The following is a 26,768-nucleotide window of genomic DNA, read 5'->3' on the forward strand; positions in this document are numbered from 1 at the left end:
ATTGCCCCGTAACGGTGATTGAGGCCGGTCTCTGGCGCAGGTATAGTACAGTCCTCAGATGCAGCCGGAGGATGTCCATGAACCCTGACGACAAATCATTTTTTCTTGACGCCATGGAAGATGTCCAGCCCCTGAAGCGCTGCGCGGATATTCACTGGCAGCCCAGCCGCAATACGCGGACGCGCGAGGAGGTGGATAGCGAACAGCTGGATAACTTCCTGACGCTGGATTTTCTTGACATGCTTCCCCTGGAAGAACCGCTGGCGTTCCAGCGTGAAGGGGTACAGCAGGGCGTTATCGATAAGCTGCGCTCGGGGAAATATGCCCGCCAGGCCAGCTTAAACCTCCTGCGTCAGCCCGCCGAACGCTGCCGTCAGATGCTCTATTCTTTTATTCGCCAGGCCGGACGCGACGGGTTACGCAATCTGATTATCATTCACGGGAAAGGGCGCGAGCAGAACTCGCATCCCAACGTGGTGCGCAGCTATCTGGCGCGCTGGTTAACCGAGTTCGAGGAAGTGCAGGCCTTCTGCGTGGCGCTGCCGCATCACGGCGGCAGCGGGGCATGTTATGTTTCACTGCGAAAATCAGATGAGGCAAAACGGGATAACTGGGAGCGGCACGCCAAGCGCAGCCGCTAGCGGGCGATCTTCTCGCCCGCCTGAGACTCAGAACGTTTCCCAGTTGCTGTCGGTGGAGGCGGTTGTCGTTGCCGGGCGCAGCAGCTGTGGCGTTTTCAGACTGGCGGGGCGTGGGGCGACCGCTTTTTCTTTGCCGTTCAGACGAAACGCGGCTACCGCCTGGCGCAGCTGCTCGGACTGATCTTCCAGTGCCGCAGCCGCCGTGGCGGACTCCTGTACCAGCGCGGCGTTTTGCTGCGTCACGCTGTCCATCTGCGAAACGGCCAGGCTCACCTGCTCAATACCGCGGCTCTGCTCGTCAGAGGCAGATGAAATCTCACCCATGATATCGGTCACGCGGGTGACTGCGGCGACAATTTCCTTCATGGTGGTGCCAGCCTCGCTGACCTGCTCAGAACCGGTATTCACCCGGCTGACGGAGTTCTCGATAAGCCCTTTGATCTCTTTCGCCGCCTGCGCGCTGCGGCTCGCCAGCGTACGGACTTCACCTGCAACAACCGCAAAACCACGGCCCTGTTCCCCGGCGCGTGCCGCTTCCACCGCGGCGTTAAGCGCCAGAATGTTGGTCTGGAACGCGATGCTGTCGATCACGCCGGTAATATGCGCAATTTGCTGCGAACTGTCGGCGATTTCGTTCATGGTGCGAACCACGTTATCCACGACATGACCGCCGCGCGCGGCCGTTTCAGAGGCGTTTTTCGCCAGCAGCGTGGCCTGACGGGCGTTATCGGAGTTCTGCTTAACCGTCGCGGTCAGCTCTTCCATGCTGGCGGCGGTCTCTTCGAGCGAGGCGGCCTGCTGCTCGGTGCGGGCGGAAAGATCGTTGCTTCCTGCGGCAATTTCGCCTGCGCCGGTGTAGATGGAATCCGTACTTCCCCGTACGGCGCTGACGGTGGTCACCAGCGACTGCTGCATCTCATGCAGGCCCGCGGCCAGCTGGCCCATCTCATTGCGACCGGAGATAGCGATCTCCTGCGTCAGGTCGCCCCCTGCAATGGCGCGAATATGGTTCATAATGGAGTGGAGGGGTTTTAACAGCAGGTGCTGTAAACCCTGCCAAATGACCACCAGAACCGCGATAACGGCCAGCAGAATCGTTGCCAGCGTCCACTGCATCTGCGTGAAGCTGCTCTGGTTCTCTTCGGTTGCGGCCTTCAGCAGGGTGTTGTTTTCGGCGCGCCAGCGGTTATAGACCGCTTCCATCTCGTCCTGCGCCTGCTGGGCATCCAGATCGCCATAGGCCTGGTAGTTGTCGGCACGCAGATACTCAATCGATAAGCGCATCACTTCGTGCATCTGGTTCCAGGACTTCTGCATCTCGTCGGTTAATGCCGCCTCCTGGCCGTTAACCTGCGGCAGCTTCTGCCACTCTTTGTTATAGGCTTCGGCTTTTGCCAGCGAGTCGGCTGCGGTGCCAAGCAGTTTATTGATCGCCGCAAGGGAAGCCGGGTCGCGCTGGTTTTTCAGGTAGCGGATCGCCACGCGGGTGACGGTGACGCGCGTTTTCACCAGCGTGTTCACGCTGTCGCTCAGGCTTTCCTGCTGGGCATTGAGCACGCCGGAATTCTGGAAGTTATGGCGATCGTTGCTGACGGCAGAGTAGAACAACCCTCCCGTGACAACTTGCAACAGACAGAATATGGTGAGGGCAAAGATAATACCGGTAATCACGTGCAAATTTTTCAGCATAGCGGTCGTCCGTTAGAAAGGATGCAGAGGTACACCAATACTATCGTCGTATAGAATTTAAACTTTAATTTAACTCGCGCTTAACTAAGGGCTCCGGTGAGGAACCTGTTGTAAATCCGGATCATTTTTATGAGGAAGGTTAACATGAGCAGCATTGATAAAAGCGGGACGTACGCGCTCGGGACGCGGACGGTAAAACGACTGGGCTACGGTGCGATGCAGCTCGCCGGGCCGGGCGTCTTTGGTCCACCGAAGGATAAGCAGGCCGCGCTGGACGTGCTGCGCGAAGCGGTGGCGGCGGGGGTGAACCACATTGATACCAGTGATTTTTATGGTCCTCATGTCACTAACCAGCTGATCCGCGAGGCGCTTCACCCTTATCGGGACGATCTAACGCTCGTCACCAAGATTGGCGCCCGTCGCAACGACAAAGGTGCCTGGCTGCCGGCCTTTTCCGCGCAGGAACTGACCCAGGCGGTGCATGACAACCTGCGTAATCTGCAGCTGGACGTGCTGGACGTGGTGAATCTCAGAATCATGTTTAGCGCGCACGGGCCGGCGGAAGGGTCAATTGCTGAACCGCTCTCCACCCTGGCCGAATTACAGCAGCAGGGTCTGGTGCGTCATATTGGCCTGAGCAACGTCACGGCCACCCAGGTTGCGGAAGCCCAGAAAATGGTTCCGGTGGTGTGCGTGCAGAACATGTACAACATTGTGAACCGGGGTGACGACGCGCTGGTGGATCTGCTGGCGCAGCAGGGGATCGCGTATGTGCCGTTCTTCCCATTGGGAGGCTTTACGCCACTGCAATCTTCCGGGCTGAAGGCCGTCGCGGATTCACTGGGCGCAACGCCAATGCAGGTTGCGCTGGCATGGCTGCTGCAGCGTTCCCCGAATATTCTGCTGATCCCAGGCACCTCTTCCGTAGCGCATCTGCGGCAAAACCTCGCGGCGGGGGAGCTGCGTTTGCCGCCTGAAGCACTGGAAACGCTGAATTCGCTGAGGGATTAAAAGTGACACGCGCAAAGCCTGGAGGGTGCTTCCGGCTTTGCGCGCTTAGGCTCCTGTCTGACTTTTCTGCCTGTGAAGCGCTAACGCTTCCGCCACAATCTCCTGCTTGCTCTTACGCGTCTCAAAGGCGGTGGTTCTGATGTACTCCATCAGAACGGAATCGATGCGGGCGCTCAACATCCTGAGATCGGCCTCCTTTGCCAGACCGCGTGCAACACGCTTGTCTGGATAGTCACGGGCTGGCATGGAAAATATTCTCCAGTAAGTCTTGTTAATTCGTTCGGTAAAATATGCTTTTATCTGAATTAAAAGTCAATGTGTAGTTATTTAATAGTGATTTTATTTTTTATAAGTCATAATCTAGATGACTTTTATATGACTTGTGCTGTCAGGCCTGTTAACGGCGGGCAACGTTGCTAAATTAAAACCGCTCAAACTTCAACGCGTTTGGGTTCGCCTTTGGAAATGACCTTGATCCTTGTCCATAATCCGTAATACTGTATTTATATACAGTATCTGGCGAGAAAGGCATTATGGACACTCTCTTTTCTTATCACCCAAAACAAGCCATTGAATTACCTTTGTTTTTAGAACGCGTGGCCTGTGGTTTTCCCAGCCCGGCGCAGGATTATGTGGAGGATCGTCTCGATCTTAACCGGCTGGCAGTAAGACACCCCAGTGCGACCTATTTTATCAAGGTGAGTGGAGACTCCATGATTGGGGCGGGGATCGGCGACGGCGATCTGCTGGTGGTCGATCGTTCGTTAAATGCCGAACACGGGGATATCGTCGTGGCGTCGGTCGCCGGTGAGTTTACGGTGAAAGAGCTACAGACCCGTCCGGTTCTGAGACTTCTGCCGCATAATGCCCGCTATCAGCCGATTACCTTTCAGTCCGAAGAGGAGCTGCAGATCTTCGGCGTCGTCACCCACACCCTCAAAACGCATAAACATGTTCGCGCTGGTTGATGTGAATAGCTTTTACGCCTCCTGCGAGCGGGTATTCCGCCCCGATCTGCAGGGGAAACCCATCGTGGTGGTGTCCAATAACGACGGCTGCATCATTTCGCTGTCGCGGGAGGCAAAGCAGTTCGGCATAAAAATGGGTGAGCCGTATTTTAAATTCAAAGAAAAGCTATATCCGTCAAAAGTTTACGTCTTTAGCTCGAACTATGCGCTGTATGCCGATCTCAGCAGTCGGGTAATGCAAACGCTGACCGATCTCGCCCCGGCAATAGAGATTTACTCCATCGATGAGGCGTTCGTGAACGTTTCAGGGGTCAGCCACTGCCTGTCGCTGGAAGCGTTCGGTCACCAGATGCGCACGCAGGTCTTTAAAAATACGGGCCTAACCGTTGGCGTCGGTATTGCCCCGACCAAAACGCTGGCGAAGCTGGCCAACTATGCGGCGAAACGCTGGGCCAGCACAGGCGGCGTGGTCGATCTCTCAGGCCGCGAGCGGCAGCGTAAGCTGCTGGCAAAGGTTCCGGTAGAGGAGGTGTGGGGAGTAGGGCGGCGCATCACGAAAAAGCTCAATGCTATGGGGATCACCACGGCGCTGGAGCTGGCGGAAGCGTCGTCCTGGGTCATTCGCAAACATTTCAACGTGGTACTGGAGCGGACGGCCCGCGAGCTGCGCGGTGAGCCCTGTCTTGATCTGGAGGAGTTCACCCCCACCAAGCAGCAAATCATCTGTAGCCGTTCGTTTGGACACCGTATTACGCAGTACGAGGAGATGCACCAGGCCATTTGCGCCTACGCGGAACGCGCTGCGGAAAAACTGCGCGGCGAGCATCAATACTGTCGCTTTATCAGCGTGTTTGTGCGCACCAGCCCGCACGCGGACAACGAAATTTATTACGGCAATCAGGCTTCTGTCACCCTGATGACGCCTACCAATGACTCGCGCGATATCATCCGCGCCGCCACGGAGGCGCTGGGGCGTATATGGCTTGACGGATATCGCTATATGAAAGCCGGGGTCATGCTGGCGGACTTTTTCAGCAGCGGCGTCGCCCAGCTTAATTTGTTTGACGATAATCGCCTGCGCGCCAACAGCGCGGCGCTGATGGAGATGATGGACAGCCTGAATCATTCCGGCAAAGGGAAGATATGGTTTGCCGGGCAGGGTATTGAGAAATCCTGGGCGATGAAGCGTGAGATGCTGTCACCGGCCTATACGACGCGGTACGCCGATTTGCCGGTGGCGAGGTAGACGATCGTTGCGTTATTTCTTTTGCGTCAACCAGGTTGCCGCAGCCGTCAGCACGCCAATCCACGGCATTTGGCCCGCACCGGCCAGAAAGTTATGGCGATCGATCTCGTTATTTTTACGGATATCGGCAAGCCGAGTAAGCGCCTCTTTTTCATCCGCGGCGCCAATCTCCTCAAACTGTTTTTCAAACCCCTGAGCGATGAGCTGAGCGGCCGCATCGGTGTTTGCGCTCTCGATCGCAATGAGGTTCGGGCCTTTTTGGAAAAAACAGTAATCCGGCATAAGTGCTCCAGAAAGAGGAGGATACGGTAAAAACACTCTATTCCTGACGGTTAAAAAATGCACGTCATTTACGGCGGAAACAATCAATTTTTCTTTATTATTTCAGGCAGTAACTGCTCGATCACGCTGACGACCTTTCTGACGCGCTGCGGAATAAAGCGGGCGTCAGGATAGACGGCATAGAGGAAGCGATCGGGTAACCGCCAGTCGGGCAGCACCGGTACCAGCGTGCCCGCCTGCAGCGCCCTGGCCACGAGCGGTCGCTGCATGCCGCCGATACCCATGCCGGATTCCAGCGCCTGCAGCAGCGCGTCGCTGGTGTTGGCACGGAAAACGGTATTCACGTTGATCTCGACCGTTTCCTCGTCGGAAATCAGGCGCAGAGGGGCATCCAGCGGAACACCGCTGAACCGTACGTGTGGCAGCGTGGTCAGCTCGCTGACGGCGTGTACCGCCTGAAAACCGGGAGCGGCAAACAGCGCGGCTTCAATACGCGCCAGCACGCGAGCCGCGTGCGCTTGCGGAGGCTCACTGCTCAGCCGTATCGCGACATCCACGCCCTCCGTTACCAGATCGGCAAGGCGGTCATCCAGGGAAAGCATCAGCTGCAGTTCGGGATGCAGGCGCTGCAGCGCCAGCAGATGCGGCAAAACGATCTGCCCCAGGCCGCTCGGCAACTGGACATGGACGCGTCCCTGAACGCGATGGTCGGCAGGATGTAAACGCCTTTCCGCTTCCCCCATGGCGTCCAGCACAAGCTGCATATCACGCCGGTAACGTTCACCCTGTTCGGTCAGCTTCATCGTACGCGTCGTACGGTGCAGCAGCACCACGCCAAGCTCATCCTCAAGTGCCGCGATCTGTTGACTGACGGCGGACTGCTTAATCCCGGTCTGACGGGCGGCCGCCGAAAACGAGCCCGCTTCAGCGACGCGTAGAAAGGTAGAAATGGCGGTGAGCTTGTTATTCATTTAATGATTCTGCTTATAAGTGCCATCGGTTTCAGGGGGTATCTCCAGAAAAAATAATAGATCACACTGCGTCTGTCACCCTTTGCGGAGAAACACCATGAATAAGATGCAGCAACACAACGTCGCCCTGGTCGCGGGGGCCAGCGGCATTGTCGGCAGACAGCTGGTCAACACGCTCCTGCACCATCAGTGGGAAGTGATCGGCCTCAGTCGCCGCGAGGTAACCCATCCGGACGGCATTCCCATGGTGAACGTCGATTTACTGGATGCGCAGGACACCGCAAGGGCGCTGCACGCCCTGAACGGTGTTACCCACATCTTTTACAGCGCCTGGGCGAACGCGGCGAACTGGACGGACATGGTTGAGCCGAACGTCACCATGCTGCGCAATCTGGTCAGTACCCTCGAAAAAACGGCACCTTTGCAGACGGTCAGCCTGATGCAGGGGTACAAAGTCTATGGTGCGCATCTGGGGCCGTTTAAAACCCCGGCGCGGGAAAGCGATCCCGGCGTGCCGGGTGCCGAATTTAACGCCGCGCAGCTCGCGTGGCTCAGCCAGTTTCAGCGGGGGAAAAACTGGCACTGGAATGCCATCAGGCCGGGCGTGGTGGGGAGCCCGGTACCGGGCAATGCCATGAACCTTGCGCTGAGCATCGCCCTGTACGCCTCCCTGTGCAGGGCGCAGGGTTTACCGCTGCGCTTCCCCGGTTCGGAACAGGCCTGGCACAGCATCGTCGACCATACCGACGCCGGGCTGCTGGCCGAGGCCACGGTGTGGGCCGCCGCGTCACCTGCGGCACAGAATCAGGCCTTCAACGTGAACAATGGCGATATCTGGCGCTGGAGCGAGCTGTGGCCGCGCATCGCACGCTGGTTTGAACTGGACTCTGCGCCGCCGGTGAGTCTGTCATTTCATCAGCTGTTTAACGACTATCGCGGCGTATGGCGCGAGCTTGCCGAAGAACGGCTGGCAGAAGCGGATATTTTGCAGCTGAGCGACGGGCATTTTGCCGATTTTGTCTTTGGCTGGAATTACGACATGTTTGGTGACGGGAGCAAACTGCGCAGGGCGGGCTTTACGCAAATGCAGGCGACCGATGAGATGTTTTTCAGCCTGTTCGCGCAGATGAGAGCCGCGCGGATTATTCCCTGATGAGCCGGGCGTCCTGGGGCAGGCCAGGACGCCGGGTGCTTACTCAACCGTTAACGCATTCACAACCTCGGCCACGCTTTTCACGCTGCGGATGTTCCCAATCCCCGTGCCGAGCGCGATATAGCCTTCATCGGTATTATCTTCCAGCATGCCCAGGCGCAGGCCCCGTAATCCTCCCATCGCCTTGCCCAGCGCGTCGTTGCTTGCGCCAGCTTTATCCATCGCCGCCAGTTTTTCCGCCAGCTTGCCGGGAAGAGCGCGGTAGTAATGGGGCACGGTGCGGAAAAGCAGCAAATCGAGACCGTTGGCGGCAACGATTTTCTCTTTGACCCCCTGCGGCACGCGGCTTTCTTCCGTGCTGATAAAGACCGACCCGGCAAACACGCCTTCCGCACCCAATGCATGGGCCGCTCTGGCGGAGCGATTGTCGGTAATGCCGCCCGCGGCCATCACCGGGATGTGCTTCACGGCATCGGCAATCAGCGGCACGATGGAAAAGGTGCCAAGCACCGTAGCGGGTAACGTCCCGCCCTCATCAAAACCGGTGGCGACGATAATGTCAGCCCCCATTTCTTCTGCGAGGCGGGTGTTCTCAGGCGTTGGGTTGATGTCGCGGTAGATAATGGCGATACCCGCCTCTTTTAACTCGCTGAACAGGGAGGGAATAATGCTGCCTTCCCCGTAGCCCGTATACACCACGGCCCTGACGCCTTCGTCTTTCACCACCTGAAGAATAGGCCCAGTCCAGACGTCATTAACGGCCGTGGGGATCAGGTTCACGCCAAAGGGTTTCTCGGTCAGCCGTTTGGTTTTACGAATTTCTTCGCGCATTTTTTCGGCGGTTTCTTCCGGCGTGGAGACCGCGGTGTCGGCGGTTAAACCGGCATTGGGCCCCAGCACGCCGAGCCCTCCGGCATTGCTGACCGCTGCGACCAAGCGGGCATCGGTGAGCCAGGATAACGGCCCCTGAATAACAGGTTTTTCGATGCCCAGGATCTGACAAATACGGTTATTTTTCATAGCAGACTCTCCCTCACGTTTGAATGGGGAAGAGTGTAGGGCGGAGGATTGTTAGGAAAAATAGCCAAAAAGATTCATCACTGTTATAAAATTAATAACAATCATATTATTCTGCTCGCGGCAAAAGCATTCCTTATGCAAATAAACCTCTTTGAATCTATTAGAATTTTTATTGAAATTGTTGAGTCAGGCAGTCTTAGCCAGGCGGCGGAGAATCTGCAGATCCATCGTCCGGCAGTCACCAAAGCGTTACAGCTTCTGGAGCAGCACAGCGGCACCCGGCTACTGCAGCGCACAACGCGTCGGATTAGCCTGACCCCGGATGGGGAAGCGTTTTATCGCCGGAGTAAACCCCTGCTGGCGCAGGCGGACGAATTACTGGAGTCGTTTGGTACGGACCGGGCAATACACGGTCAGTTGCGTGTGGATATGCCGGTCTCTTTTGCCACGCAGCGGGTGATACCTAATCTGCCTGATTTTTATCGTCAGCATCCTGAGATCGACATCATTCTGAGCAGCTCTGACCGCCGTCGGGATATGCTGCGGGATGGCCTGGACTGCGTGCTGCGGGTGGGAGAGCTGGACGACGGCGAGTATATCGCGCGTAAAATCGGGAACATCAAAATCACGACCTGTGCCAGCCCGGCCTGGCTGGCAAAACACGGTACGCCAGAAACGCCGGATGATTTACGCAAGCATCAGGCCATCAACTGGATTAATAACCGCAGCAGACAAATTCATCCGTGGACGTTTACCACGCCAGAAGGCATCGCGGAAATTACCCTTCCCGGTAAGCTTGTCGTGGATAACTCCGAAGCTTACATCGCGGCAGGTCTGGCCGGGCTGAGGTTATTGCAGGGGATGAATCTCTTTCTCCAGCCTTACATTGACCGCGGTCTTCTGGTTGAAGTCCTGCCGGACTATCGCTCGCCGGACCGCAAGCTGTCACTGCTCTATCCACACCGCCACCTCTCCCGCAAGGTGCGGGTCTTTACCGAGTGGCTGGAGAGTCTGGTGTGAAAGCGGCCAGCTCGTGACACAGCGCGCCAATCTGTTCTACGGCGTTCAGCAGGCGGGGCGTGGGTTCGTTTGCGCAGTTCAGCCGCAGAAAGTGCGTTAACTCCGCGGCAGGGGAAAACAGGGGGCCAGGGCTGACGCCAATACCCAGCGCCAGCGCGCGACGGTGCACCTCCAGCGCGTTGACCCGCTGAGGCAGTTCAACCCACAGCAGGAAACCGGCAGCGGGCACGTTAACGCGCGTACCGGGCGGAAAGCTCGCCTTGACCTGCGCCACGACGGCGCGAACGCCCTCTGCGATCCGACGCTTCAGCCGCCGCAGATGGCGATCGTAGTCGCCGCTCGCCAGAACGTCGCTCGTCGCCGCTTCCAGCAGCGGGGCGCCAGCCCATTCTCCGGCCATGCGGGCCTGTAAGACCTGCGGGGAGTAGCGTCCGGCGGCGATCCAGCCGATTCGCCATCCGGGTGCAAGCGTTTTAGACAGGGAGCTGCAGTAAATCACATTCCCGCTCTGGTCGAACGCCTTGCAGGCCGGAGGGCGTTGCCCCTCGCCGACCAGGTCACCGTAAACATCGTCCTCAATTAAAGGAATTTCAGCCTCTTCAAGCAGGGCAACCAGTTCCTGCTTGCGCGCGACGGGCATGCTGGCACCCAAAGGGTTTTGCACGGTGGGCGAGGCCAGAACGGCCGCAGGGCGGTGGCAGCGAATGGCGTCCGCCAGCGGTTCCAGCAGCAGGCCTTCCACAGGGTCGGTGGGGATCGCTAAAGCCTTCAGGCCTAAATCCTCCAGCAGCAGGAGCGTGCCAAAGTAGGCGGGCTGCTCAATCGCCACGACATCGCCCGGCTGGCACACGGCCCGAAGGGCCAGGCGCAGCGCCTGCGTCGCGCCTGCGGTAATAATGAGATCGTCCGCGCCGAAACGGGCTCCCCACTGGGCAGAGCGCGCGGCAATCTTGCTTCGCAAATCCCGCCTTCCCGGAGGCAGGCTGTAGCTCTGTCCATGCGCGTCCAGACGACGGCCCGCAGAGTGCAACGCCCGCTGCAGGGCATCTCCCGGCAGCCACGCGGGATCGGGCAGGGCGGCGCCCAGCGGGATCAGCCGGGCTTCTGCACTGCTGAACAGCGACCGGGCCACGGCGGACAGGGTGACGGGGACCGGGCCCGGCAAGGAACGCGCGGGCTCCGCGCGCGGAGGCTGGCTGGTCTGACGGATGTAATAGCCTGAACGTGGACGCGCAACGATCAGCCCTTCAGCCTCAAGGCAGCGAAGGGCCTCCAGCGCCGTCGGAAGGCTAACGCGCTCGCGTTCGGCCAGTTTGCGCGCGGAGATCATCCTGTCACCGGCGCGCAGCGCGCCGGACGTAATGGTAAGACGCAGCATATCCGCAATACGGCGATAGTGAGGAGCGGACTGGGACGGGGCAGACATGGGTAACTGTTCAGGCTAATTTTCGATAAAACTGACTATACAGCCATTGATGCGCGCCATCTATAGTGTCCGGCATGTTCAGGACAAGGAGGCATTATGCACAGCGATAACTTCAACATTTCCACCTATTTCAACCGCATAAACTACACCGGACCGGCGGGTGCCGATACGGCCACCCTGCATGCGCTGATGCGCCATCAGCTCTTTTCCGTTCCCTTTGAGAATCTGGACGTGCAGGCGGGTAAAATTGTCTCGCTGGCGCCAGACGATATCGCCGATAAGGTGTTAACGCAGGGGCGCGGCGGCTACTGCTATGAGGTAAACGGGCTTTTTGCCATGGCGCTGGCGGCGTTAGGGATCCCTTACCGCTTCGTGGCGGCGCGCCCGATGTTCTACCCCGCGCGGCGGCCGAAAACCCACATGGCGATCGTCGCTGAGGTAGATAGCCGACAGTGGCTTTGCGACCTCGGGTTCGGCAGCTACGGCATTCGTGCGCCGATGGCGCTGGACACGCTTGATGTGGATATCACGCAGGATTTCGACACGTTTCGGCTAAGCCGCGGCGCGGAGGGTGAGTATCTGCTTGAGGCGAAGGTTGAGGGTGAATGGGCCCGGCAGTACGGCTTTGATCTCACCCCTCAGGAATGGATTGACTTCGTTCCGGCCAACTACCTTAACTCCACGCACCCGGATGCCATCTTTGTGCAGAAGCGGGTGGTGGTGCAACACAGCCCGGAGGGACGCCAGATTTTGCTGGGCGATATGCTGAAAACCATCACGGCGAACGGCACAGAAACGCGGAAACTGGCGGAGGATGAAATCCGCCATGTCCTGAAAGACCGTTTTGCGCTGACCGCCGCGTAATCTGCCGGGAAACGGTGGAGCCTCAGCGCAGTCCGTCTTCTGTGGCGTTGCGCTGAGCTCCCCACTGTAACAGCAGGCTAAACGACGCGGGTAATACGGTCAGCGTCACCAGCGTCGCGACCAGCAGCCCGCCGATAATCGCATAGGCCATTGGCCCCCAGAAGACCTGATGAGAGATCGGGATCATGCCCAGAATGGCGGCGCAGGCGGTCAGGCAGATGGGCCTGGCCCGGTGCTCCGCGGCCGCCATAATCGCGGCATCGTTTGCCATCCCCTGAGCAAGATTGCTGTCAACTTCGCTAATCAGTATCACCGCGTTGCGCACGATCATTCCCGCCAGAGCGATGACGCCCAGCAGCGCGACAAACCCCATCGGCGTGCCGCCGGGCAGCATAGCCAGCACGATCCCCGGCAGGCCAAACGGGGCCATCAGGAGGGCCAGCAGCATCCGGGAATAACGCCGCAGCTGAAGCATCAGCAGCAACAGCATGAGGACCAGCGTTACCGGAAGAACGGTAAAGACGGAGCTGTTCCCCTTGTCCGATTCGGCAACCGCGCCGCCCTCTTCAATGCTGTAACCTGCGGGCAGGCTCGCGCGCAGCTTGTCAACCGCCGGACGCAGCGCCGCGGATACCGCTTCAGCCTTCAGCCCCGGGGCAAGATCCGTTTGCACCGTGATGAAGGGCACGCGCTGCCGACGCCAGACGACCGGATCGTCCACGCCCCAGACCGGCGTCGCGACGGCGCTGAGCGGAATTTTTTTACCGTCATTCCCCTGAATCGTGAGCGAGGAGAGGGTGGCGGTGCTGTGACGTGCATCGTCCGTGGCCCGCAGCACCACGTCGACAAGGCGGTCGTTATCCCTGATGGACGTGACAACGCTGCCGGACCAGACGGTGTTCAGCGTGCGGGCGAGGCTTTCTGACGATACTCCCGCCGCTCTGGCCGCCGTCTGATTCACCTTGAGGGTGATGACCCTCTCCGGCTCTCCGGCCGTCTGGTTAACGTCGCGTGAGAACGGAGACCGGCCAATCGCGCCCGTGAGACGGTTCGACAACGCCCGAACCTGCAGATAATCTGGCCCGCTCACCCGGTATTTGATGGGCCAGCCGACGGGCGGCCCCAGCTCAAGGGGCGACACGCGCGTGATGATGTCGCTAAACTGCGTCGCCAGGATCCTGTTGAGCTGAGCATGCAGACGATCCCGCGCCTCAAGATCCTTAGCCACCACGACCATCTGGGCGATATTTTCATTTTCCAGCAGCACGTCCATCGGCAGGTAAAAACGGATGGCTCCCGACCCGACGTACGTCGAATAGCGATCGATGTTGCCGTTGCCTGCCAGCGCCTTTTCCAGCTTTTGCACCTCTCTTAACGTTTCCGGCTGCGACGCGTTGGCCGGAAGCGTCAGGCTGACCAGCAGCTCAGGCCGGTCCGAGGCGGGGAAAAACTCGCCCTGCATAAACGTTGTGCCGTACGCTGACAGCCCCAGCGCGGCAAGCGCAATCAGCACGGTAGCGAGCCGGTGGCGCAGTGCCAGGCGTAAAAGCCGTCCGTACCCGCGCGCGATCCTGCCGGGGCCTGCCGCGTGATGTCTGACTTTTTCCGGCAGCAGCCACGTGCCCGTCAGCGGCGAAAACAGGATCGCGACAGCCCAGGAGCAGAGCAGGGCAATGAGCACCACCGCAAACAGGGAAAAGCAGTATTCACCGGCGCTGGAGGCCGCAAAACCAACGGGAATAAAGCCGGCAATCATCACCAGAGTACCGGTGAGCATCGGGAAGGCCGTCGTTTTGAATGCATGGGTGGCCGCGTGCCGACGGGAATCCCCCGCTTCCAGCCGGGAGACCATCGTTTCGACGGCGATCATGGCGTCATCCACCAGCAGGCCCAGGGCAATGATCAGCGCCCCGAGCGAGATACGCTGAAGGCCAATACCGGCGAGCATCATGCCGGCAAACGTCATGGCGAGCACCAGCGGAATGGCCGTCGCCACCACCAGTCCGGCCCGTAACCCCAGCGAGACAAATGAAACCGCCAGCACGATAACAACGGCTTCGATAAGCACCCGGATAAACCCGCTTACCGCGTCACTGACCACCGCTGACTGATCGGCAACTTTCACCATCTCGATACCGTGCGGCAGCCCGGCGCTGAGGGCCGCCATTCTGGCATTCAGCGCAGCGCCGAAACGCAGCATGTTGCCCGTTGGCGCCATCGACACCGCCAGCCCGATAGCCGGCTTGCCGTTCACCCGGTAGGCCGGGGCCGGTGGCTCGGCGATTTCCCGGGTAACGGTGGCAATGTCGGTCAGCGGAATATAGCGATTGTTCACGTGCAGCGTGACGGCGCGTAAGCTCTCTTCGGTCGTGAGCGCTCCGCTGACCTTGATCGCCATGTTCTCTTTTTCGGTACGCATCGTTCCTGCCGGGACAACGGCATTTTGCGCCCGGAGGGCGTCGGCAACCGCCTGAATATCGAGCCCCATCCCGGCCAGGCGCGCCGGAGAAAAGGCGAGAACCCACTGCTCCTGCTGTTCGCCCAGCAGGGTGGTTTTGCCTATATCCGGCAGGGACATCAGCTCGCGCCGTATTGTCTCTGCGCGATCCCGCACCTCCCGCAGGGTAAAACCTTCGGGAATAAAGGCGTAAATTGTGCCGAACGTGTCGTCAAACTCGTCGTCCACGGCAGGGCCCTGCACCCCTTCGGGCAGGGACGGCGCGATGTCCTGCATTTTTTTGCGAACCTGATACCAGATATCCGGCACGCGTTGCGGGGGCGTATCGTCACGGAGGTTGACGTGGATAACGGTGCGTCCGGCCCGGGTTTCACTTTCGAGATAGTCCAGCCAGGGCGTTTCCTGCAGCTTTTTTTCAAGCGTATCGGTCAGCAGGCGGGTGGTATCCGTCACGGAGGCTCCCGGCCACTGCGCGGAGACGACGGCCGTTTTAATGGTAAAAGCCGGATCTTCGTTACGCGGCAGCTTCTCATAGCAGAACACGCCCATCGCAATCACCAGCAGCATGAAAAAGCTGACCATCTGCTGGTTCTTCAGCGCCCAGGCGGAGAGGTTAAATTTGGCTTCCGGTACTGTGTTCATGGCTGAACCTCTCCGGCAACCACCGGCTCGCCGGATCGTAATGTGCTCACGCCCGCCGTAATCACCCTGTCGCCCGGCTCAAGGCCGGAGGCAATCATGACGGAGGTGGCCGTATAGCTCGCGGGCACCACCGCGCGCAGCTGCGCCCGCGACTGCGGGGTAATCACAAAAACGGCCGGTTTGTCGCCGATGCGGGTCAGCGCCGAGGCGGGAAGGGTGTAGGCGCGCGGGGCAGACGATGGCAACGTGACGGTTACGCTGGCGCCCAGCGCCATGGCCGCCGGCGGGTTTTGCAGGGTGGCCCTGACGCGCCAGGTGCGGGTCTGAGGATCGGCCTGCGGGGTGATATCCCGCAGCGCGGCAGACGCCTGCACCGACGGGTCGCTGAGGAGGGAAACCCGCAACTCCGCCTTATCCAGAGGCGGGATCGCATCCGGAGTGGCAATATCAAACGCCACGTCGCGGGCTTCACCCGTTGCCAGCGTCAGCACGGACTGACCGTCGCTGACAACCTGCCCCGCAGAAGCGTTCACGGCGGTGATGACGCCCGCCTGCGGCGCGATCAGGCGCGTCCAGCCGAGGCTTTCGCGGGCATTTCGCCACGCGGCCTCGCTGCTTTTTAAGCGCGCGCGGGCGACAAGCCAGTCCGCACGGGCGCTGTCGAGCTGCGTGCGGGCTATCGCGCCCGTTGGCATGAGCTTTTGCATTCGACTGACGTTAAGCGCGGCGACCTGCGCCGAGGCTTTGGCACCTTCATAGTCGGCCGCCGCGCTGTCGAGCTGGTTTTGCCCGGTCGTGTTGTCAAGCGTGGCCAGCAGCTGTCCGGCAGTGACCCGGTCGCCAATATCAACGCTGCGCGTCAGTATCCGGCCCCCGGTCCGAAAGCTCAGGGTCGTTTCATCGCGGGCATGGATCTCACCGGTTCTTTCCAGCGCGGGAAGGGTCTGGGCGGCCCCGACGACGACGTAGCGTACCGCTCGCGCAGGGTCAGGCTTATTTTCGTGTTTATCACCGCAGCCGGTCAGCGGAAAAATCGCCAGCGCAAGCAGGGCCAGGGGAAGAAAATGCAGCCAGGAAAGGGTGCGCGCCACGCCGTACAAATGATGCAGGCAGTGGCGGAGGGAGAGAAAAAATTCGTCTGACATAACGCCGCTCCATAAAGGGAATGGCGTTATTAAATGCGCGCTACGTCGAGAAAGATTCGATGTTCTGTCAAGGCTTTATCAAGAGTGAAGATTTTCATTACCGGACGGGTGCCAGGGCAATAAAATGCGCACGGCGAGGCCGCCGGTTTCCGGTAATGACGCGCTAATCTCACCCCCATGCGCCTCGCAAATCGCCCGGGCGATGGATAAACCGAGGCCGCTGCCGCCGGAATGCCGCGCGCGGGACTGCTCCTCGCGGCTAAAGCGTTTAAACATTTCCGGTAAGAACTGGGGCGACACGCCCGGCCCGTCATCGGTAAATTCGAGGATGTAATGCCCGCTGGCGTAGTGCAGCGCCACCTCAAGGTGGCCGCCATCGCGCCCGTAACGTAGCGCATTTTCCATGAGGATGGTAACGACCTGTCCAAGACGGAACGCATCGCCTCTGAAGGGGCTGGTGCGCGGGTTGCGAAGCGTTATCCGGAAATGATGCGCGTCAGCCTGGGGCATGATCCAGGCAGCCCGCTCCTGAATCAGCTCATCCAGACAAAACGGCTGGTCCTCCAGCACGAGGTTACCCGCGTCGGCGAGCGAGAGAAGGTGAAGCTCATCGGTGAGGCGGTTGAGGTGCTGGAGCTGTTTCATCACCATGCCGAGCTGCGCCGGGCTGGCGTCAAACACGCCGTCTAACATGCCCTGCAGACGCCCGATGGCGGCCGTCAGGGGCGAGCGCAGCTCGTGCGCCATAGCGACGTGCGAGGCGCGGAGCTCTTTTTCATAGCGGGCGAGCTGTCCCGTCATGGAGTTAAAGTCGGTCGCAAAGCTGACCATTTCAGCCGGCGCATCCTTGATAAGTTCCGCCTGGCGGCCAAACTCCCCGTCGGCGACATCCTTTGCCGCATCGCGAAGGCGGCTGAACTGCAGCGCCAGCGGCCGGGCGTGTTTGAGCCCCATCACCACGATAAACGGGATCATCACCAGCACCAGCAGGGCCACCGTGGCCCAGTCGGCTGAGGCGATAGACGGCGTGGAATAGCTCAGGCCCCACCAGGTGTCCACAATCGAGTGGAAGCGGGCCGGATTGGCCTGCGGGTTCTGGCTGAGCGTCAGAAACTCCTGGCGGACCGCCGCTGGCATTTTGCCCATTATCCAGTAGTTCTGAACCGCATAGCGCAGCCACATGCAGGTGGCAATGACGATCACGCTGCCGATAGCCAGCGCCAGGATGCGCGCGCAAATCCAGCGCCACAGAGAGGAGTGCTGATTTCTAATCATGGCTGTCTGAACCTGTAACCCACGCCGCGAACGTTGATCAGCACGCCGGAGATCCCCGCCGCTTCGAGTTTTTTACGCAGGTTATAAATATGGGTGTCCACCACGCGCTCCAGCGCCTCGCTTTCCGGCAAACAGTGCTCCAGTAAATACTGGCGGGAGAACGGGTGCGCCGGAGAACGCAGCAGCGTTGCCAGAAGCGAGAATTCCGTTGGCGTAAGATCGAGCATCACGGGCGCGTCGCCGCCGTTATCCACGCTCGCCACAATGGCGGCAACGTCCACCTCGAGCGTTTGCCAACGAAGGATCGCTTCATCCGTCTCTTTTTTACTGCTGCGCCGCAGCACCGCCTGCACCCGAGCCACCACTTCCCCCGGATGATAAGGCTTCACAACGTAATCATCGGCACCGTACCGCAGGGCACCAATGCGGTCCGGGGTATCCCCCATGGCCGTGACCATGATCACCGGCACATCGCTTTTACGACGCAGGCCAGCCAGCACCTCGGTGCCGTTAAGCCCCGGCAGCATCACGTCCAGCAGGATGAGGTCGGGCTTCCACCGCTGCGCCATATCCAGTCCGGAATGACCGTCTCCGGTAATGGTCACGTCGTAATTTTCCCGCCGTAAATAGGCCTCGAGCACGCCGGCCGCATCGGCGTCATCTTCAATAATCAGCACTCTTCTGGACAACATCCGTTCACCTTGACCATTTCTTAACACTATCCCGACGATTCATTGATTCAGCCAAATCATACTGCGCCCACATTGTGTGGCCGCCCCCGTATCAGGAGGCGCCAGCGTCCGTATGGAGAGCAGTATGATAGCGATAAAAAAAGTCCTGTATATGTCCGTCCCGCTTCTGATGGCCGTGAGTTCCGGCGCGCAGGCGGATGATGGCTCCGCGTCCGATTCCTTAACCGTCGGGCTGGGGGGACAGTATGCCCCACGTTACTCAGGCTCAGACAAGCAGGTGTGGCAGGTGGTTCCGGTGCTGCAGGGTCGTAAAGGCGCTTTCTTTATTGATGCGCAAAAAGGGGTGGGATATGACCTGCAAAACGACAGCGGCTGGTATTTCGAACACACGCTGGGCTACGACTTCGGAAGGGCTGATAAAAATTCTGGCTGGCGTGAGGGCGCAAACAATCTGAAAGGGATGGGGGACATTGATGCCACCCTGAATACCGGCCTTGCCGTCGGCTGGCAGGCCGCGCCATGGCTGAGTATGGAAGGCAAAGCGACGCTGCCGTTAACGGACAGCCAGGGGGGAAGCTATCAGGCTTCCGTTACGCTAATCCCGGTACAAAATAATCAGGACACGGTCGCCTTTCAGTCTGCGGCCCTGTTTGGCGACAGCCGTTATCTGAATACCTGGTATGGGGTCAGCGAGCAGCAGAGCCGCCGCACCGGCTATCGCCGCTATGCTGCGCCGGGTGGATTCTATGGCGTCGACACCAGCCTGACCTGGAGCCATCAGTTCGATGCCCACTGGGGAACGGTGCTGAGCGCGGACTATACCTGGCTTGGCGATCGTGCGAATAACAGCCCGATCGTGATGCGGCGCAATGAGGGAGCTGCAACCGCCGCTATCACCTGGACATTTTAACGAGGGAAAGGGTCAGGCAAAGAGTCCCTTAATAAGCATCCAGAAAAGTGAGAGCACGCAGAGGAGATGTACCGTTCGCAATGACCACAGCTGAAAACGCCATTGATATCGCTCCCGGGCATCGGCTTTTGCAATCGGGCCAGCGGCATCAGCAGCTTTTTTCCCTGGGCGGCGCAGAAAATCATGGCACAGCCAGACCAGAAGTATGAGGCAAAGTATTCTCGTGAAAAGTAAACCGTAGGCGGTATAAAACATATCCCAGTAGCAGCGGAGGGTGTCCATGGCCTTTATCCTTTCCTGAGCCGCCCATACGGCAGGTATGGGCGGTGAAAGATTATTTCTTCTTATCCATCATCGCTTTTAAATCGGCAAACGGGTTAAACGTAGCGACGCCCACGTCTTTTTGCGCGTCTTCCCCGGCGACCACGGTGGTGCCGTACTGATCCGCTTCGGTGTATTTCGAATGTTCGTGATCGTGGCAAAACAGGCACAACAGCTCCCAGTTGCTGCCATCTTCCGGGTTGTTGGTATGGTCGTGATCGATATGATGAACCGTGAGTTCACGCAGATTGGAATAGACAAACTCGCGCGAGCAGCGTCCGCAGACCCAGGGATAGATTTTTAATGCTTTTTCGCGATAGCCGCTTTCCAGCCGCGCGTAGTTTTTGGGGATCAAAGCCATTGCCGGTTTTACCTGTGATAAAAATAGTGTGTCAATATAGCCCATCGGGTGCCGTAAAGGTAAACGCCATTGCTCCGTTAGAGTGAAAATGCGCCTTCAAGCGTAATCACACATTTTCCCCCTACGCGAACCACCGCCTTTCCTGACGAGGCATCGTAACCCGCGAACAGCACGCTTGCTCGCCCCATATCAACGCCCTGACTGACGTTAAGGTTAAGCGTCGTTTTATTGCGGTGTAACGCCAGCAGCGCCGTTGTAGCGGCGGTCGCGCTACCTGTTGCAGGATCTTCTGTCATGCGGGGAGTAAACATGCGGGCCTGCACATCGTGAGGTTCATCGGGATCCGTATCCAGGGTATAGGCATAGAGGGAAACCGCGCCATCCAGCGGTAACGTTGCGCGAAAACCCTGTAAATTCGGCACGCACCGACGAAGCGCCTCGCGAGAAGTCAGCTCGGCTATCAGGAAGGGCAGACCTACCGACGCGACAACAGGCATATGTACCGCGGTACGGATATCTTCTGCGTTCAGGGATAAGCAGGCAGCCACGCTTTCCGGGCTTACTTCAGAGCGGCAGGAGAGTGCCTCAGGCACCAGGAGTTCTGCGCCAGTCACGGTATCGTTGTCACGCAGCAGGCGTACTGGCACCAGACCGGCTATTTCCTCGAAGTGCAGCGTTTCAGGCAGGGGCTGATGATTCATCGCGGCGTGATAGGCCAGCACGTACGCAGTTCCAACATTCGGGTGCCCGGCGAAGGGGATCTCGCGCGAGGGCGTAAAAATTCGCACGCGTGCCGTACTGGAGGGATTGTCTGGCGGCAGAACGAACGTGGTTTCGCTGTAGCCAAATTCAACGGCGACCTGCTGCATTTGTGCTTTGCTCATACCCTCCGCATCGAGTACGACGGCGACAGGGTTACCCTGAAACGGGGTGTCAGTAAAAACATCCGCAACAACATAGCGTCTCTTCATTTTCTGTCCGGTGTAAAAATCCTGACATAGAGTAGTAACGTTAAATCAAACCGATAACCAGCCGTTTTTTACCTGACGGACCTGAAAAAAATTCAGTCAATTTATTTGAATTATTCCGTTAAATAAACGGTATTTATTCTTACCGGGTAATGCGTAAAGTGTATAGGACGCAAAGCATTCTCAGGACACATGGTTATGAAAAAGATCGGGTTTTTATCCTTTGGTCACTGGACGCCTTCACCGCAGTCCGGCACGCGCTCGGCGGCAGACACGCTGCTGCAGTCCATTGATTTAGCCGTGGCGGCTGAAGAGCTGGGGGCAGACGGCGCCTATTTCCGCGTGCACCATTTCGCTCGACAGCTGAGCTCGCCGTTTCCTCTGCTGGCGGCCATTGGCGCAAAAACGAAAACCATCGAAATCGGTACCGGCGTAATTGATATGCGCTATGAAAATCCGATGTACATGGCCGAAGACGCGGGCGCGGCGGATCTGATTTCCGGCGGTCGTTTGCAGCTTGGCATCAGCCGCGGCTCGCCGGAGCAGGTCATTGATGGCTGGCGCCATTTCGGCTATGTCCCGCAGGAAGGGGAAAACGAATCGGACATGGCGCGCCGTCATACCGAGGTGCTGCTTGAGGTGCTGCGCGGTGAAGGGTTTGCCAAACCCAATCCGCAGCCTATGTTCCCGAATCCGCCGGGGCTGCTGCGCCTGGAGCCGTATTCTGAAGGGCTGCGCGAGCGTATCTGGTGGGGCGCCGGTTCCAATGCGACGGCCGTATGGGCCGCAAAGCTGGGAATGAACCTGCAAAGTTCAACCCTGAAGGACGATGAAACCGGCGAGCCGTTCCATATTCAGCAGGCAAAACAGATCCGCGCGTACCGTCAGGCCTGGAAAGAGGCAGGGCATACGCGCCAGCCGCGGGTGTCGGTCAGCCGCAGCATTTTTGCGCTAATGGACGACCGCGACCGGATGTATTTCGGTGCCAGCCGCAACGACAGCGATAGCGTGGGCTACCTTGATGAGAAAACGCGCGCCATCTTCGGGCGCAGCTATGCGGCGGAGCCGGACAAGCTGATCGAACAGCTGAAAAAGGACGAGGCGATTGCCGAAGCCGATACGTTATTACTGACCGTGCCGAACCAGCTCGGTGTGGATTACAATGCGCACGTGATTGAATCCATTCTCAAACACGTCGCACCGGCAATGGGCTGGCGCGAGTAGTTGGCACGCAGGGATAGCGCGTGGCGTGATTCTCTATGTGTAACTATCCGGGCGCTTATCGCGAAGACAGGAGGGGCAATACGTCCCTCCTGTCAGCGCTATTTATGGCTCATATCGCTCAACAGCACGGCGATAGTTTGCCCGCCCGCCGTCTGTTCCAGGGCAATCTTGACGATAATGGTCAGCGGGACGGAGAGCAGCATCCCAACGGGCCCGAGAAGCCAGCCCCAGAAAATCAGGGACAAAAAGACCACCAGCGTGGAGAGTCCCAGCCCCCGACCCATCATGCGTGGCTCAAGAATATTACCGAACACCAGGTTGATGACCAGATAGCCGGCCAGCAGGATCAGCGCGTCATAAAGCCCGCTGAAAACCAGCACCTGGAGGATAGGGGGGATCGCCGCCAGCACGGAGCCGATGTTGGGAATGTAGTTAAGCGCAAACGCCAGTAACCCCCAGACAAACGCAAAGCGAACGTCCAGCGCCAGAAGCATCCCCCAGACAACACCGCCCGTGACCAAGCTAATCGCCGTTTTCAGCACCAGATAGCGGGAGACGCTGTCCAGCGCGCGTTGAATCGCTCCCATTCCTTCAACCGGACGGACCATCATCTGCTGCAGCTTTGCCGGCAGCTGCGGCACCTCCAGCAGCATGAACACCACCGTTAAAAACAGCAGGAAAATGGAGGTCATGGCATTGGAAAGCTGCGCCAGCAGGCTGGTGACGATCGTCATGGCTGCGTTGGGGTCGATATATTTCAGGAGTTCCTCAACCGAGACTTCGATACCCGCGCGCTGCAGCCAGGGTTCCAGCTGCAGCAGCGGTATCGCCAGCGAAGAGCGGTACTTCGGCAGCGTTCGCGCCAGTTCATTGAGCGAGGTCCCCAGATACGCCACCAGCAAGACCATCGCTACAATGATGATGCTGATAAGCAGCGTTATCGCCAGCACGCGCGGGATGCGTAGCCGCGTCATGCGCTGCACCAGCGGGTTAAGGATCACCGCAACAAACAGGGCCAGAATAAAAGGCACAATAATGTCGGCGGCAAAACGAACGCCCGTCAGTATGATCACCAGCATGCCCAGCATGATGACAATTTTTAACCCGTTCAGGGTAATAATGGGTTTAGCCATGGTGACTCCGAATTTTTCTTTATATTTATAATAAAGGTGAAAGGCGTTGCAATAAACTAACCAAAATCAAACGGTATGGGTAAAGAATTGCAAAGACTTTGAGTAAAATCCTGGCTTATGGTACAAATCTGGTGTGTTTAACTACCGAGGACAATTTTCATCCGCAAAGACGAGAAGCAACAACGCGGATAATTGTAATTTTATGGACAATATGTTCAGGACGTACTCTTCAAACAATACCGCTGTCTACTCCACTTCTTTCTGCCTGCTTTCTGGTGAGCAACACTGGCGCACCGCACTATAGTCACGTCTTCTGCCTGAGCTGGCGCTAAGCGCTTAGCTATCTGATTTCAATTCGTTTTTTTTGGGTTTGCTGCACGCAGCGAGCCACGATGGATTATATTCTCAAGCAGGAGAAAAACATGTTTTACTGGATCCTATTAGCGTTGGCTATCATCGCTGAAATTACCGGCACGCTGTCTATGAAATGGGCAAGCGTCAGCGATGGCAACACCGGTTTTATTTTGATGCTGGTGATGATTTCACTTTCTTATATTTTCCTCTCGTTTGCGGTGAAAAAAATTGCGCTGGGCGTCGCGTATGCACTGTGGGAAGGGATCGGTATTTTGTTGATTACGCTGTTCAGCGTGCTGATATTTGACGAAACATTAACAACAATGAAGGTCGCCGGATTAACGACGCTGGTCGCGGGTATTGTGCTGATTAAATCGGGTACCCGTAAACCTGGCAAACAGCAGAAGGAGCAGAACCATGCAACAGTTTGAGTGGGTTCATGCGGCCTGGCTGGGGCTCGCCATCGTGCTGGAAATCCTGGCGAACGTTCTGCTGAAATTCTCGGATGGTTTTCGCCGTAAACTCTACGGCCTGATGTCGATTGCCGCGGTTCTGGGGGCGTTCAGCGCGCTGTCTCAGGCGGTAAAAGGGATCGATCTTTCGGTGGCCTATGCGCTGTGGGGCGGTTTTGGTATCGCCGCTACCCTGGCCGCTGGCTGGGTACTCTTCGGCCAGCGCTTAAACAACAAGGGCTGGATGGGGCTCATCTTGCTGCTTGCCGGCATGATCATGATAAAACTCGCCTGACAGACCTCTCGCCATGATTTACAGGCAGCGAAATTCGCTGCCTGTATTACGCTTAGAAAAGCAAAACATGAAGAGGATGGCTGATGTATCGCACATTAAGCTGGCGCAATATTCCCAATGCGAGAACGTTGTTTGCCCTGGTCTTCATGGCGGGCATCGGCTTAATCATCTCCATCGTCGCACTGCTCTATCTATCCCTGCATCTTATCAGCACCAAAACCAACGAAATTGATGAACACCGCACGGCGCTTTCCGTGCAGGGGTCTATTCAGACATCGGTTAACCGCGTCTCCTCTCTGGTGCTTGATAACGCCGTCTGGGACGATGCGGTGCGGGAGGCCTACCGTCCCACGCTCGATACCGACTGGTTGTACAACACCTGGGGTACTGGCTTTAAAATCAATAACCTCTATGACGGCACCTTCGTGCTGGATGAGCATTTCAACGTCCTCTGGGGATCGTTTCAAAGCCGGCCCTTTAACGAAAAAAACCTCGACTTCTTTGGTAAAGGCCTCAAAGCGCTTATCGACCAGCACGGGCGCGAGCTTGCGGGCGAAAAAAATATCTATGCGGGGATCAGCCAGACGCGCAACGGCGTGGCCTTTGTCGGCATTGGACTGATTCGCCCGATGGTCGGCAGCTTACAGGTCCACGACGGAACGCGCCGCTATCTGGTGATTACCCGCCATCTGAACGCCAGAATATTATCCGACCTGGGCGGCACCTTTCAGATCGATAACCTCCATTTTACCCCTGGCAAAATCAACGATCGCAGTATGCCGCTGCACAGTGCGGCAGGGGAGTTAGTCGGATATCTGAACTGGCAGGCGCGGCTCCCGGGCGCACAGGCCGCCCGGGCGGCATCGTCTGATATCAGGCAGATTGTGGTGCTGGTGTCGGGGCTGATTCTGCTCTTCATTCTGGTGAGTAGCGTGGGGCTGTACAAACTCGCGCGCGGCGAAAGCCAGGCGCGTCTGGTTGCAAGAACGGACTGGCTAAGCCATCTGCCGAACCGACGCGCGCTTATAGAAACGCTTGATCGGGTGCGTTTACGCGGCGATACCGACGTCAAAAGCGTGGTGTTTATCGATCTGGACGGTTTTAAAGATGTGAATGACATCTACGGCCACAGCGTGGGGGACGACCTCATCGTGGCGATAGCGAAAACGCTGAATGAACGCGTGCCGCCGGGCGGTATGCTGGCGCGCATGGGCGGGGATGAGTTTGCCATGACCATCGGCGGTGATGATGCAGAGGCGCAGGCTACCGCCTTTGCCGTTTCCGTGCTGGATTTTCTCACCACCCCGGTTCAGCTGGGGGAACGCACCATCCATATCGGTGCCAGCATCGGCATTGCCAGCGGAACTCTGACGGAATGCAACAGTTCCGAACTGTTTCGCCGCGCCGATATTGCCATGTATCACGCCAAAATGAGCGGGAAAGGGCGTATTACCCACTACGACGCGGAGCTGAACAGCGTCCGGGAACGCAAGCTGGCGATTGAAAATCAGATCCGCAGCGGTCTGGAGCGCGATGAGTTTGAGGTCTGGTATCAGCCGATCGTTGACGCCCGCAGTCAGACAATGAGCAGCGTCGAAGCGCTGGTCCGCTGGCCACGTCGCCCGGAGGGGCCGCTGGGTCCGGATACCTTTATCGCCATTGCGGAGACCAGCGGTCTGATATACAAGCTGGGTCAGTTTGTGTTGCAGCGGGCCTGTGAGGATCTGCAGCCGTACGGTGAATTAAAGCTCTCCGTGAATATCTCCCCCGCGCAATTTCGCGATCCTGCCTTCGAAGAAAAAGTGGCCAGCGTGCTGGAGAGCACCCGTTTCCCGGCCAACCGGCTACAGCTTGAGGTTACGGAGTCGTATGTACTGGAAAATCCGGAGCGAGCCCGCATGGCGATAGCGAATCTTAAAGCGCTGGGTACGGCGGTGGCGCTGGATGACTTTGGCACCGGCTATTCCAGCATTGGCTATTTGCGGCGTTTTAACTTCGACACCATCAAGATCGATAAATCCCTGGCCGGGCTGGTGGATAACGATGAACAGGCGGCCGCGCTGGTGAGCGGTACGGTGCGGATCGCCAATGCGCTGGGCATGGCGGTGGTGGCAGAAGGGGTGGAAACCGAGAAGCAAATGAAACTGCTGCGGCTGGCTGGCTGCGATCAACTGCAGGGTTTTTGGTTCAGCCAGCCGATGCCAATTGAGTCAATCAAAGCGTTACGTAAGGTCAGACGCTGCTGAT

General features: G+C 58.2%; 27 protein-coding genes. 13 read left to right on the top strand and 14 right to left on the bottom strand.

All coding sequences use genetic code 11. The features are described from left to right. Positions 1 to 77 precede the first annotated feature (77 nt). A complete protein-coding gene (gene smrA / locus ACWKXN_RS04110) occupies positions 78 to 641 on the top strand; it encodes a DNA endonuclease SmrA (RefSeq protein ID WP_047061681.1) in 564 nt (187 codons plus the stop codon). A gap of 27 nt (positions 642 to 668) precedes the next feature. Here smrA and tcp read toward each other — a convergent pair whose 3' ends face one another. After that, on the bottom strand, positions 669 to 2,330 hold the full coding sequence (gene tcp / locus ACWKXN_RS04115; protein WP_182071215.1) for a methyl-accepting chemotaxis citrate transducer: 1,662 nt from the start codon (positions 2,328 to 2,330) through the stop codon (positions 669 to 671). A 144-nt stretch (positions 2,331 to 2,474) separates the two neighbouring features. On the opposite strand from tcp, the gene ACWKXN_RS04120 reads away from it, so the two are divergent. Beyond that, on the top strand, positions 2,475 to 3,341 hold the full coding sequence (locus tag ACWKXN_RS04120) for an aldo/keto reductase family oxidoreductase (RefSeq protein ID WP_048976938.1): 867 nt from the start codon (positions 2,475 to 2,477) through the stop codon (positions 3,339 to 3,341). A gap of 45 nt (positions 3,342 to 3,386) precedes the next feature. Here the strand turns inward: ACWKXN_RS04120 and ACWKXN_RS04125 are convergent, their stop codons facing one another. After that, positions 3,387 to 3,587, bottom strand: coding sequence for a hypothetical protein (locus ACWKXN_RS04125; protein WP_454543345.1), 201 nt, complete (start codon positions 3,585 to 3,587; stop codon positions 3,387 to 3,389). A gap of 287 nt (positions 3,588 to 3,874) precedes the next feature. On the opposite strand from ACWKXN_RS04125, the gene umuD reads away from it, so the two are divergent. Both umuD and umuC read left to right on the top strand, forming a co-directional pair. Continuing rightward, positions 3,875 to 4,309 carry a translesion error-prone DNA polymerase V autoproteolytic subunit gene (gene umuD, locus ACWKXN_RS04130; protein WP_039262711.1) on the top strand — a complete coding sequence of 145 codons (435 nt, stop codon included), beginning with the start codon at positions 3,875 to 3,877 and terminating at the stop codon, positions 4,307 to 4,309. Further along, positions 4,293 to 5,555: a translesion error-prone DNA polymerase V subunit UmuC gene (umuC, locus tag ACWKXN_RS04135; RefSeq protein WP_214578850.1), complete on the top strand. Its 1,263-nt coding sequence runs from the start codon at positions 4,293 to 4,295 to the stop codon at positions 5,553 to 5,555. Before umuD ends, umuC begins: the two co-directional genes overlap by 17 nt. Positions 5,556 to 5,567: 12 nt before the next feature. Here umuC and ACWKXN_RS04140 read toward each other — a convergent pair whose 3' ends face one another. Together ACWKXN_RS04140 and ACWKXN_RS04145 are read right to left on the bottom strand one after the other, a co-directional pair. Continuing rightward, entirely contained in the window at positions 5,568 to 5,837 is a 270-nt protein-coding gene (locus ACWKXN_RS04140; RefSeq protein ID WP_058840731.1) for a hypothetical protein, read from the bottom strand. 83 nt (positions 5,838 to 5,920) lie between these two features. Continuing rightward, positions 5,921 to 6,808: a LysR family transcriptional regulator gene (locus tag ACWKXN_RS04145; RefSeq protein ID WP_454543346.1), complete on the bottom strand. Its 888-nt coding sequence runs from the start codon at positions 6,806 to 6,808 to the stop codon at positions 5,921 to 5,923. A 97-nt stretch (positions 6,809 to 6,905) separates the two neighbouring features. Between ACWKXN_RS04145 and ACWKXN_RS04150 the strand changes: the two genes are divergently transcribed. Continuing rightward, positions 6,906 to 7,961 (top strand): SDR family oxidoreductase, encoded by a 1,056-nt coding sequence (locus ACWKXN_RS04150; protein WP_454543347.1) that lies wholly within the window; start codon positions 6,906 to 6,908, stop codon positions 7,959 to 7,961. Positions 7,962 to 8,000: 39 nt separating this feature from the next. On the opposite strand, the gene ACWKXN_RS04155 is transcribed toward ACWKXN_RS04150, so the two are convergent. Beyond that, on the bottom strand, positions 8,001 to 8,981 hold the full coding sequence (locus ACWKXN_RS04155) for an NAD(P)H-dependent flavin oxidoreductase (protein WP_454543348.1): 981 nt from the start codon (positions 8,979 to 8,981) through the stop codon (positions 8,001 to 8,003). A gap of 135 nt (positions 8,982 to 9,116) precedes the next feature. Here ACWKXN_RS04155 and ACWKXN_RS04160 point away from each other — a divergent pair, with 135 nt between their 5' ends. Then, positions 9,117 to 10,001 carry a LysR family transcriptional regulator gene (locus ACWKXN_RS04160; protein ID WP_454543349.1) on the top strand — a complete coding sequence of 295 codons (885 nt, stop codon included), beginning with the start codon at positions 9,117 to 9,119 and terminating at the stop codon, positions 9,999 to 10,001. On the opposite strand, the gene ACWKXN_RS04165 is transcribed toward ACWKXN_RS04160, so the two are convergent. Next, positions 9,973 to 11,427 carry an aminotransferase-like domain-containing protein gene (locus ACWKXN_RS04165; protein ID WP_182071220.1) on the bottom strand — a complete coding sequence of 485 codons (1,455 nt, stop codon included), beginning with the start codon at positions 11,425 to 11,427 and terminating at the stop codon, positions 9,973 to 9,975. The two genes, ACWKXN_RS04160 and ACWKXN_RS04165, sit on opposite strands and share 29 nt — an antisense overlap. Positions 11,428 to 11,523: 96 nt before the next feature. On the opposite strand from ACWKXN_RS04165, the gene ACWKXN_RS04170 reads away from it, so the two are divergent. After that, entirely contained in the window at positions 11,524 to 12,291 is a 768-nt protein-coding gene (locus tag ACWKXN_RS04170) for an arylamine N-acetyltransferase family protein (RefSeq protein WP_096150492.1), read from the top strand. Between the two features lie 22 nt (positions 12,292 to 12,313). On the opposite strand, the gene ACWKXN_RS04175 is transcribed toward ACWKXN_RS04170, so the two are convergent. From ACWKXN_RS04175 to ACWKXN_RS04190, 4 genes are all read right to left on the bottom strand, one after another. Continuing rightward, complete coding sequence (locus ACWKXN_RS04175) at positions 12,314 to 15,391, bottom strand: efflux RND transporter permease subunit (RefSeq protein WP_454543350.1); 3,078 nt, start codon at positions 15,389 to 15,391, stop codon at positions 12,314 to 12,316. Next, complete coding sequence (locus ACWKXN_RS04180; RefSeq protein ID WP_454543351.1) at positions 15,388 to 16,536, bottom strand: efflux RND transporter periplasmic adaptor subunit; 1,149 nt, start codon at positions 16,534 to 16,536, stop codon at positions 15,388 to 15,390. Before ACWKXN_RS04180 ends, ACWKXN_RS04175 begins: the two co-directional genes overlap by 4 nt. A gap of 78 nt (positions 16,537 to 16,614) precedes the next feature. Continuing rightward, entirely contained in the window at positions 16,615 to 17,811 is a 1,197-nt protein-coding gene (locus ACWKXN_RS04185) for a sensor histidine kinase (RefSeq protein ID WP_454543352.1), read from the bottom strand. After that, complete coding sequence (locus ACWKXN_RS04190) at positions 17,808 to 18,503, bottom strand: response regulator (RefSeq protein WP_029739347.1); 696 nt, start codon at positions 18,501 to 18,503, stop codon at positions 17,808 to 17,810. Before ACWKXN_RS04190 ends, ACWKXN_RS04185 begins: the two co-directional genes overlap by 4 nt. A 124-nt stretch (positions 18,504 to 18,627) precedes the next feature. Between ACWKXN_RS04190 and ACWKXN_RS04195 the strand changes: the two genes are divergently transcribed. Then, positions 18,628 to 19,413 (top strand): MipA/OmpV family protein, encoded by a 786-nt coding sequence (locus tag ACWKXN_RS04195; protein WP_454543353.1) that lies wholly within the window; start codon positions 18,628 to 18,630, stop codon positions 19,411 to 19,413. A 12-nt stretch (positions 19,414 to 19,425) separates the two neighbouring features. Here the strand turns inward: ACWKXN_RS04195 and ACWKXN_RS04200 are convergent, their stop codons facing one another. The 3 genes from ACWKXN_RS04200 to ACWKXN_RS04210 all read right to left on the bottom strand — a co-directional run bounded on the left by ACWKXN_RS04200 (position 19,426) and on the right by ACWKXN_RS04210 (position 21,066). Further along, positions 19,426 to 19,695: a hypothetical protein gene (locus ACWKXN_RS04200; protein ID WP_454543354.1), complete on the bottom strand. Its 270-nt coding sequence runs from the start codon at positions 19,693 to 19,695 to the stop codon at positions 19,426 to 19,428. Positions 19,696 to 19,747: 52 nt separating this feature from the next. Beyond that, complete coding sequence (gene yajD / locus ACWKXN_RS04205; RefSeq protein WP_003857471.1) at positions 19,748 to 20,095, bottom strand: HNH nuclease YajD; 348 nt, start codon at positions 20,093 to 20,095, stop codon at positions 19,748 to 19,750. Between the two features lie 77 nt (positions 20,096 to 20,172). Then, positions 20,173 to 21,066, bottom strand: a complete 894-nt coding sequence (locus tag ACWKXN_RS04210; RefSeq protein WP_232938182.1) for a PhzF family phenazine biosynthesis protein — start codon at positions 21,064 to 21,066, stop codon at positions 20,173 to 20,175. Positions 21,067 to 21,261: 195 nt separating this feature from the next. On the opposite strand from ACWKXN_RS04210, the gene ACWKXN_RS04215 reads away from it, so the two are divergent. Further along, a complete protein-coding gene (locus tag ACWKXN_RS04215) occupies positions 21,262 to 22,287 on the top strand; it encodes an LLM class flavin-dependent oxidoreductase (protein WP_454543355.1) in 1,026 nt (341 codons plus the stop codon). Between the two features lie 98 nt (positions 22,288 to 22,385). Here the strand turns inward: ACWKXN_RS04215 and ACWKXN_RS04220 are convergent, their stop codons facing one another. Next, positions 22,386 to 23,420 (bottom strand): AI-2E family transporter, encoded by a 1,035-nt coding sequence (locus ACWKXN_RS04220; protein ID WP_039262698.1) that lies wholly within the window; start codon positions 23,418 to 23,420, stop codon positions 22,386 to 22,388. Between the two features lie 133 nt (positions 23,421 to 23,553). On the opposite strand from ACWKXN_RS04220, the gene ACWKXN_RS04225 reads away from it, so the two are divergent. From ACWKXN_RS04225 to ACWKXN_RS04240, 4 genes are all read left to right on the top strand, one after another. After that, entirely contained in the window at positions 23,554 to 23,724 is a 171-nt protein-coding gene (locus tag ACWKXN_RS04225; protein ID WP_085930315.1) for a protein YdgV, read from the top strand. Positions 23,725 to 23,842: 118 nt separating this feature from the next. Further along, positions 23,843 to 24,205, top strand: a complete 363-nt coding sequence (mdtJ, locus tag ACWKXN_RS04230; protein WP_029739354.1) for a multidrug/spermidine efflux SMR transporter subunit MdtJ — start codon at positions 23,843 to 23,845, stop codon at positions 24,203 to 24,205. Next, positions 24,192 to 24,521 carry a multidrug/spermidine efflux SMR transporter subunit MdtI gene (mdtI, locus tag ACWKXN_RS04235; protein ID WP_024909144.1) on the top strand — a complete coding sequence of 110 codons (330 nt, stop codon included), beginning with the start codon at positions 24,192 to 24,194 and terminating at the stop codon, positions 24,519 to 24,521. The genes mdtJ and mdtI overlap by 14 nt, the downstream gene beginning before the upstream one ends. An 83-nt stretch (positions 24,522 to 24,604) precedes the next feature. Continuing rightward, complete coding sequence (locus ACWKXN_RS04240) at positions 24,605 to 26,767, top strand: bifunctional diguanylate cyclase/phosphodiesterase (RefSeq protein ID WP_039262697.1); 2,163 nt, start codon at positions 24,605 to 24,607, stop codon at positions 26,765 to 26,767. Position 26,768: the final 1 nt, after the last annotated feature.

The organism is Enterobacter sp. UPMP2060, assembly GCF_053709655.1.